We start from the raw sequence: 7,122 nt of genomic DNA on the forward strand, positions 1-7,122 counted from the left end.
CGCGGGGCTTGCGCGGCGCGGCGCTCGCCGCCTCCGCACCGGCGGCGGCCGCCGCCGCGGCCGGCTTCCTCGCGCGGCTCGCGGTCTTCGGGGCGGTCGGCTTGCGGGGCGCGGGCGGCATCGGTCGTCTCTCGGGTTCGCGTGGACGACGGCGAGCGCGTCCACGGCTGGTCGCGCGACCAAGGGTGCAGTAACTTGGGCAGATGGTCAAGAAATCCGCGAGCGCGGCGGCGCCCGGCGTCCGCCGGCAGGCCCGCGGCGAGCAGCGTCGCGAGCAGCTGCTCCGTGCCGCCCTGCGGATCGTGGCCAGCGAGGGGACGGCCGGCGTGACCCAGCGCCGGGTCGCCCGCGAGGCGGACGTCCCGGCGTCGCTGCCGACCTACTACTTCGCCTCGATCGACGAGCTACTGGAGGAGGCCCTGCGGCTGTTCGCCCGCGAGCGCGTCGCGATGCTGCGGGCGGCCGCCGACGCCTTCGGCTCGGCCACGACGAGCGCGCGGCAGATCCCGGAGCTGCTGGCGTCCGCGCTCGTCGACGGGGCGAGCGACGCCGAGACCGCCCAGATCGAGCTGTACCTGGAGGCCGGCCGGCGGCCGGCCCTGCGCGAGGCCGTGATCGCCTGCCTGGACGCCTACCGGCAGGTCGCCGAGGCCGCGCTGCGGACCGCCGGAGCGCACCGGCCCGAGGAGGGCGCGATCACCTTCGTCGCGCTGATGGACGGGCTCGGCGTGACGAAGGCGTCGGGCGTCCTCGCCGGGCACAGCCGCGACGAGCAGGTGGCGATGCTGGCCACGATGATCCGCGACGTCTTCATCCCCTACGCGCTCGACGACGCCGAGCGCGACGCCTGGGACGCGCGGCTGGGCGTCAGCCGGCGGGGTCCGGCGCTGCGACCGCCGGCAGCCGGCTGAGCTGCTCGCGCTCGGCGTCGGTGATCTCGCGCGAGCGCCGCTCGACCATGTCCCACGCCACCATCACCGTCCGGCCCTCGGCGGCGACGGTGCCGTCCCGCTTGACGATCCGCTGGAGGATCGTGATGCTCGACCGCCCGATCCGCTCGAGGGCGGCCTCGACCACCACCTCGACGTCCGCCAGCCGGACCTCGCGGCGGTAGTCCAGCTCGACCCGCGCGAGCACGAAGGCGCCGATCCACTTGCCGGTCCCGTCGCTCATGACCGCGCCGCGGCCCTCCTCCAGCAGCTCGTGGTAGACGGCCTGGTTGAGGTGGCCCAGCGTGTCCATGTCGCGGTAGCGCAGCCGGATCGCGACCCGGCCGCCGTACTCCTCGGGCGTGCTCATCGCCGGCACGTTAGTGCCAGTAGACCTCGACCCGGTAGCCGTCGGGGTCCGCCACCTGGACGCGGACGAAGAAGCCGTCGTCGTCCTGCCACTCGGTCTCCCGCACCCCGTCCGCGCGAAGCCGGTCGCGGAGCGCGCGGACCTGCTCGGCGCTCTCGGCCTCGAGCCCGAAGTGGTTGGTGCGCGGCAGGCCCGCGGCCGCCGGCTCGCCCTCGCTGAGGGCCAGCAGCGCGCCGTCGGGGGCGGCGAGGATCAGCAGGCGATCGTCCTGGTGCACGACCTCGCCGAACCCGAAGTGCTCGCCGTAGAAGGCGGCCGAGCGCGCCCGGTCCGCCACGGTCAGGGCGACGTGGTTGAGCCGCATCAGGCCCCCACCGCCTGGCGCAGCAGCTGCGCCGTCCGCTCGTCGGCCGGGTAGAACGCCTCGACCGACAGCTCGGTCAGCGTGATGTCGACCGCGCTGCCGAAGGTCGTCATCGTGCTGAACAGCTCCAGGACGTCGTCCCCGCGGCGCAGCCGCAGCGGCAGCACGATCTCCTCGCCGACGCCGTGGCCCTGCGGCGGATCCAGTCGCACGTCCGGGTACTCGGCCAGCTCGTCGTGCAGCCCCCGGAGGCCCGCGTCGGCGGTGATCGCGGCGGCGCGGCGGAGCCGGTGCATCAGATGGCCGCTCCACTCGGCGAAGTTGACGATCCGCGGGGCCATCCCGTCGGGGTGCAGCGTCAGCCGCAGGGCGTTCGGCGGCGGGTCGGCCAGCAGCTCGGGCGCGATCTCCTCGATCAGCAGCCCGATCGCCGCGTTGCCGGCGACCATGTTCCAGCCCCCGTCGACGACGATCGCCGGGAACGGCTCGTGGGCCTTGAGGAAGCGGTCGAGCGCGCCGCGGACCGGGGCCATCTCCTCGTCCTCGAGCGACCGCTCGCGGTACTCGGGGGCGAAGCCCGCGGCCAGCAGCAGCCGGTTGCGCTCGCGCAGTGGGACCTCGAGCCGCTCGGCCAGGTGGAGGACCATCTCGCGGCTCGGGCGGGCGCGGCCGGTCTCGATGAAGCTCAGGTGCCGGCTCGAGACCGCGGAGTCGAGCGAGACCTCCATCTGGCTGAGGTTGCGCCGCTGCCGCCAGTCCCGCAGCAGCTCGCCGACTCGGGGGGTGGGGGTCGCGAGGGCCATGGGACGAACCTAGCGCCCGCAGGTCGTCACGACGATGACCTGCGAGGTAGCGCGCCGTCGTCGCGGGGCCGCATGTTCACCGCCGGGCAACCCGCGCGGGCACCGGCGGCGGCTAGCTTGGACCGCCGTGTCCGGCGGCCCTCCCCCGCGCTGGCTGGCCCCGGCCATCGCCGTCGGCGTCGCCCTGCTGCTGGTCGCCGCGCTGCTGGCGATCGAGCCGCTGCGGGACGCGCTCTCGACGGCGCTGCGCGGCGACACCAAGCAGCTGCGCGGCGACCTGCGCGCGCTCGGCATCTGGGGCGCCCTGGTCCTGTTCCTGCTGGTGCAGGTCCACGCGGTGGTCTTCTACCCGGCGGAGATCGTGCTCGCCGTCGCCGGCTTCGTCTACGGGGTCCCGGTCGGGCTCGCGCTGATGGTCGTCTCCTGGGCCGTGTCGGCGGTACTCTGCTGGCTGCTGGGCCGGGTCGTCGGGCGGCCCGTGGTGCGCGGGCTGTTCGGCGCTCGCCGGGTCGACGGCGTCGAGCGGGTGCTCGAGCGCCAGGGCGTCTTCCCGCTGCTGGCCGCGCGCCTGATCCCGGTCGTGCCGTACGCGATCGCCGGCTACGTGGCGGGCGCGCTGCGGGTGCCGCTGACGCGCTACGCCTGGACGAGCGTGGTCGGCTACCTGCCGCTGCAGGCCGCGGTCGTGCTGCTCGGCCACCGGCTCGAGCACCTGTCCCCGACCGACCCGCTGCTGTGGGCGGCGTTCGCGCCGCTGCTGATCCTGCTGGTCGCGACCCGGCCGCTGCTGCGGCGGATCGAGCGCCGCCAGCCGGCGGGCCCGCCGGCGCGCTGACGCTCGCCGGCGCGGGCCCTCCGGTCCGTCCGGCATGCTGTCCCGCGGTGAGGCGTGCCTGGCTGATCCTGATGCTCGTGGGGGCGTGCGCGGTCCTGGCCGGCTGCGGCGGCAGCTGGAGCCAGTCGACGGCGTCCGGGGACGAGGCGGGCGGCGACGAGGGCGCGCCCCCGATGCAGGCGGCCAACGGCCCCGTCGACGAGCCGCCGCTGGCCAGGCCGCTGCGGCTGCGGCTGGCCGGGGCCCGGAACGCGTTCCCCGATCCGTTCCGCAAGCCGCCGCGAGCGGCCCTGCTGTTCGACCTCGACAGCGGCGAGGTCCTCTGGCGCCGGTCCGCGACGCGCGACCTGCCGATCGCCAGCGTCACCAAGCTGATGACCGCGCTGCTGGTCGTGGCCGGCAGCAAGCCGACCGACCGGGTCCGGATCACCAAGCAGGCGCTGGCCTACCGGGGCTCCGGCGTCGGCCTGCTGCCCAGGCACCGCACGGTCCAGCTGGAGACGATGCTCTACGGCCTGCTGCTGGCCTCGGGCAACGACGCGGCGATCGCGCTCGCCCAGCACGTCTCGGGCACGGTCCCGAAGTTCGTCGAGCGGATGAACAGCCAGGCGCGGGCGCTCGGGCTCCGCTGCACCCGCTTCGACTCGCCGAGCGGCTTCGAGGAGGTCCGGCTGCAGCGCCAGGCCCGCAACCGCTCGTGCCCGGCCGACCTGGCCGTGCTGGCGCGGGCGGTGCTCGACCGGCCGCGGCTCGCGCGGATCGTGCGGACCCGGATGGCCGACCGGCCGTTCCCCATCAAGGGCGGGCGGATCCAGCTGTACAACCACAACCCGCTGCTGAAGGCCCGCTACCCCGGCACGATCGGCTTCAAGACCGGCTTCACGAACGTCGCCGGACGGTCGCTGGTGGCGGGCGTCGAGCGGGACGTCGACGGCCGGCGTCGGCGGCTGGGCGTGGTGCTGCTGCACTCGCCCGACCCGGGACGGCAGGCGAAGGCGCTGCTGGAGCGCGGCTTCCGCGCCCTCGGCGCGCGCTGAGGCCGGCGGCGGCAGGCCGACGTCCGCACGCTGCAACCATGTCGATCGATGGCCTCCGTCGAGCAGGAACGCGCGCAACCACTCGGCCGTGGGCTGGTGCTGCTGCTCGCGGTCACCTGCGGTGCGTCGGTGGCCAGCCTCTACTACGTCCAGCCGCTGCTCGACACGCTGGCGCACGCGTTCGACGTCTCGGACGGGACAGCGGGCCTGCTGGTGACGGCGGCCCAGGTCGGGTACCTCGTCGGGCTGGTGCTGCTGGTGCCGCTCGGCGACCTGCTGGAGCGACGGTCGCTGATCAGCCGCGTGCTCGCGCTGTCGGCCGCGACGCTGGCGGCCTGCGCGGCCGCCCCGTCGTTCGCGGTCCTGGCGGCGGTCCTGGTCGCCGTCGGCCTGACGTCGACCGTGGCCCAGGTGGTGGTCCCGCTGTCGTCCTCGCTCGCCGCCCCGCACGAGCGCGGCCAGGTCGTCGGGACCGTGATGAGCGGCCTGCTGATGGGGATCCTGCTGGCCCGGACGCTCAGCGGCCTGCTGGCGGAGATCGGCGGCTGGCGGCTGGTGTTCGCGGTCCCGGCGGTCGCGCTGCTGCTGCTGTCGGTGCTGCTGTGGCGGCGGCTGCCGGTGGTGCCGCCGACCGAGACGCTCCGCTACCCGCAGCTGCTGGCGTCGGTCGCGCGGCTCGTCCGTGACGAGCGGCAGCTGGCGCAGCGGATGCTGATGGGGGCGCTGCACATGGCCGGCTTCAGCGCGCTCTGGACCGCGATCGCGTTCCTGCTGGCGCGCGAGCCCTACGGCTACGGCGACGGCACGATCGGGCTCTTCGGCCTGGCCGGCCTGGTCGGGGCGATGGTCGCGCCGATGGCCGGGCGGCTCGCCGATCGCGGCCACGGCCACCTGGCCAACACCGGCTTCCTGCTGGCGATCGTGCTCTCCTGGGGGCTGCTCGAGCTGGGCGGCACCTCGCTCGTCGCGCTGCTCGCCGGGATCGTGCTCTTCGACCTCGGGGTCCAGGGCGCCCAGATCAGCAACCAGAGCGCCGTCTACGCCCTGCGGCCCGAGGCTCGCAGCCGGATCACGACCGCCTACATGACGTCGGTCTTCGTCGGCGCCGTGATCGGCTCGGCGGCGGCCGCCGCGATCTACGCCGCCAGCGGCTGGGACGGCGTCTGCGCGCTCGGGGCCGGCATGGCCCTGGCCGGGCTCGGCTTCTGGCTGCTGGTGGCGCGGCCCGCCGCGGCCCGTGCGGCCGCGGCGACGGTCCGGCAGTAGCGGCCGATGCCCGCCGACCGGCAGCTGATCGACGCGATCCGCAGCGGCCTGGCCGCGGCGGCCGATCCGGCGAAGGCGCCCGAGATGCAGCGCTACATGAAGTCGGCGATGCCCTTCCACGGGGTGCCGAAGCCGCAGCGCGCCGCGGTGATGCGCGCGGCCCTCGCCGACCGGACGCTGGACGCGGCCACCTGGCGGGCGACGGTCGAGGCGCTGTGGCACGAGGCGACGCACCGCGAGCAGCGCTACGCGGCGCTCGACCTGCTGGGGGACCGGCGCTACGCCGCGCACCGCGGGATCGAGCTGCTGGGGCTGTACGAGCAGCTGATCGTCGAGGGAGCCTGGTGGGACCACGTCGACGAGCTGGCGGCGGGACGGCTCGGCGAGCTGCTCGACCGCGAGCCGGACGCGACCGCCGCCGTGCTCCGCACCTGGGCGATCGCCGACGATTCGATGTGGAAGCGCCGCGCCGCGATCATCGCCCAGGTCCGCCGCAAGGACCGCACCGACCGGGCACTGCTCTACGACGCGATCGAGCCCAACCGCGACGACCGCGAGTTCTTCATCCGCAAGGGGATCGGCTGGGGCCTGCGCGCCTACGCCTGGGTCGACCCCGACGAGGTCGAGCGCTACTGCGCCGCCCACGAGCTGCAGCCGCTGAGCCGCCGGGAGGCGCTGCGGAACCTGGAGAAGGCCCGGGCCAAGCTGGGCGGCGGGACCGACGGCTGAGCGGGGCCGCGAGGCCGCTCAGCGCCCCGCCAGCCGATCCGCCACCGCGGCGACCCGCGACGGCCTGCCGGTCCGGCGCTCGATCGACTGGGCCAGGCCGAGCAGGCCGTAGACGGTGCGGATGCCGGTGAAGCGGAGGGGCTCGGGCTCCCACCGTGGGGGCGCGGCGCCCGGGGGCAGGACCCAGGCCAGCTCGGTGAGGGCGGTGCGCTCGCCGCGGAGCAGGTCGGCGAGGGTCCGTCCCGCGAGGTTGGCGGCGGCGACGCCCTCGCCGACGTAGCCGCCGGCCCAGGCGACGCCGGTCGCCGGATCGGCCCCGACGCCCGGCGTCCAGTCGCGCGGGATCCCGAGCACGCCGTGCCAGGCTCCGGCGACGGCGACGTCGCGCAGCGGCTCGCCGAAGAGCCGCACCAGGCCGGCGCGCAGCTCGTCCACGGTCACCGCCGGCACCGGGCCCTCGCGGTCGGTCCGCGAGCCCCAGCGGTAGGGGACGCCGCGGCCGCCGATCGCGATCCGGCCGTCGGCGGTGCGCTGCAGGTAGTGGTAGAGCAGGCCGCCGTCGAGGATCGTCTCGGCGCCGGCCCAGCGCAGCGCCGTCCAGCGCTCGTCGCCGAGCGGCTCGGTCACGATCATCGAGCTGTTGACCGGTGCCAGCGACCGCCGCTGGCCCGGCAGGCCGACGCCGTAGGCCTCGGTCGCCCGCACGACCCAGCGCGCGCGCACGTCGCCGCGGGCCGTCCGCACGACCGCCGGCGCCCCGTCGCGGCCGCGGCCGGACGCCGGTCGCCC

At 75.7% G+C, this 7,122-nt stretch carries 9 protein-coding genes; 5 read left to right on the top strand and 4 right to left on the bottom strand.

Annotation, left to right across the window (positions count from 1 at the left end; all coding sequences use genetic code 11):
* The first annotated feature begins 203 nt into the window (after positions 1-203).
* On the top strand, positions 204-911 hold the full coding sequence (locus tag PAI11_RS03170; protein WP_007570760.1) for a TetR/AcrR family transcriptional regulator: 708 nt from the start codon (positions 204-206) through the stop codon (positions 909-911).
* Here PAI11_RS03170 and PAI11_RS03175 read toward each other — a convergent pair.
* From PAI11_RS03175 to PAI11_RS03185, 3 genes are read right to left on the bottom strand one after another with little or no spacing between them, the layout of a single operon-like run.
* On the bottom strand, positions 868-1,299 hold the full coding sequence (locus PAI11_RS03175; RefSeq protein WP_138974070.1) for an acyl-CoA thioesterase: 432 nt from the start codon (positions 1,297-1,299) through the stop codon (positions 868-870). The genes PAI11_RS03170 and PAI11_RS03175 overlap by 44 nt on opposite strands.
* Before the next feature lie 10 nt (positions 1,300-1,309).
* Complete coding sequence (locus tag PAI11_RS03180; protein ID WP_007570764.1) at positions 1,310-1,663, bottom strand: VOC family protein; 354 nt, start codon at positions 1,661-1,663, stop codon at positions 1,310-1,312.
* Positions 1,663-2,466 carry a helix-turn-helix domain-containing protein gene (locus PAI11_RS03185; protein ID WP_007570767.1) on the bottom strand — a complete coding sequence of 268 codons (804 nt, stop codon included), beginning with the start codon at positions 2,464-2,466 and terminating at the stop codon, positions 1,663-1,665. The genes PAI11_RS03180 and PAI11_RS03185 overlap by 1 nt, the downstream gene beginning before the upstream one ends.
* A gap of 127 nt (positions 2,467-2,593) precedes the next feature.
* Here PAI11_RS03185 and PAI11_RS23830 point away from each other — a divergent pair, with 127 nt between their 5' ends.
* From PAI11_RS23830 to PAI11_RS03205, 4 genes are read left to right on the top strand one after another with little or no spacing between them, the layout of a single operon-like run.
* Positions 2,594-3,301 (top strand): TVP38/TMEM64 family protein, encoded by a 708-nt coding sequence (locus PAI11_RS23830; RefSeq protein WP_007570769.1) that lies wholly within the window; start codon positions 2,594-2,596, stop codon positions 3,299-3,301.
* A 47-nt stretch (positions 3,302-3,348) separates the two neighbouring features.
* Complete coding sequence (locus tag PAI11_RS03195; RefSeq protein ID WP_007570770.1) at positions 3,349-4,338, top strand: D-alanyl-D-alanine carboxypeptidase family protein; 990 nt, start codon at positions 3,349-3,351, stop codon at positions 4,336-4,338.
* A 48-nt stretch (positions 4,339-4,386) separates the two neighbouring features.
* A complete protein-coding gene (locus tag PAI11_RS03200) occupies positions 4,387-5,604 on the top strand; it encodes an MFS transporter (protein WP_007570773.1) in 1,218 nt (405 codons plus the stop codon).
* A 6-nt stretch (positions 5,605-5,610) separates the two neighbouring features.
* The gene (locus tag PAI11_RS03205; RefSeq protein WP_007570776.1) at positions 5,611-6,333 is read left to right on the top strand and encodes a DNA alkylation repair protein; all 723 of its coding nucleotides are present in this window, start codon (positions 5,611-5,613) and stop codon (positions 6,331-6,333) included.
* 18 nt (positions 6,334-6,351) lie between these two features.
* Here PAI11_RS03205 and PAI11_RS26755 read toward each other — a convergent pair.
* Positions 6,352-7,122: NAD(P)/FAD-dependent oxidoreductase (locus tag PAI11_RS26755; protein WP_244406503.1), on the bottom strand; the 771-nt coding region annotated here is incomplete at its 5' end.

Source organism: Patulibacter medicamentivorans, assembly GCF_000240225.1.
GTDB lineage: Bacteria > Actinomycetota > Thermoleophilia > Solirubrobacterales > Solirubrobacteraceae > Patulibacter > Patulibacter medicamentivorans.

Excerpts from the sequence above, each read along its gene's own strand:
- PAI11_RS03170 (WP_007570760.1), top strand. The coding sequence starts at position 204 with ATGGTCAAGAAATCCGCGAGCGCGGCGGCGCCCGGCGTCCGCCGGCAG.
- PAI11_RS03180 (WP_007570764.1), bottom strand. The coding sequence starts at position 1,663 with ATGCGGCTCAACCACGTCGCCCTGACCGTGGCGGACCGGGCGCGCTCG.
- PAI11_RS03205 (WP_007570776.1), top strand. The coding sequence starts at position 5,611 with ATGCCCGCCGACCGGCAGCTGATCGACGCGATCCGCAGCGGCCTGGCC.
- PAI11_RS03175 (WP_138974070.1), bottom strand. The coding sequence starts at position 1,299 with ATGAGCACGCCCGAGGAGTACGGCGGCCGGGTCGCGATCCGGCTGCGC.
- PAI11_RS03185 (WP_007570767.1), bottom strand. The coding sequence starts at position 2,466 with ATGGCCCTCGCGACCCCCACCCCCCGAGTCGGCGAGCTGCTGCGGGAC.
- PAI11_RS03200 (WP_007570773.1), top strand. The coding sequence starts at position 4,387 with ATGGCCTCCGTCGAGCAGGAACGCGCGCAACCACTCGGCCGTGGGCTG.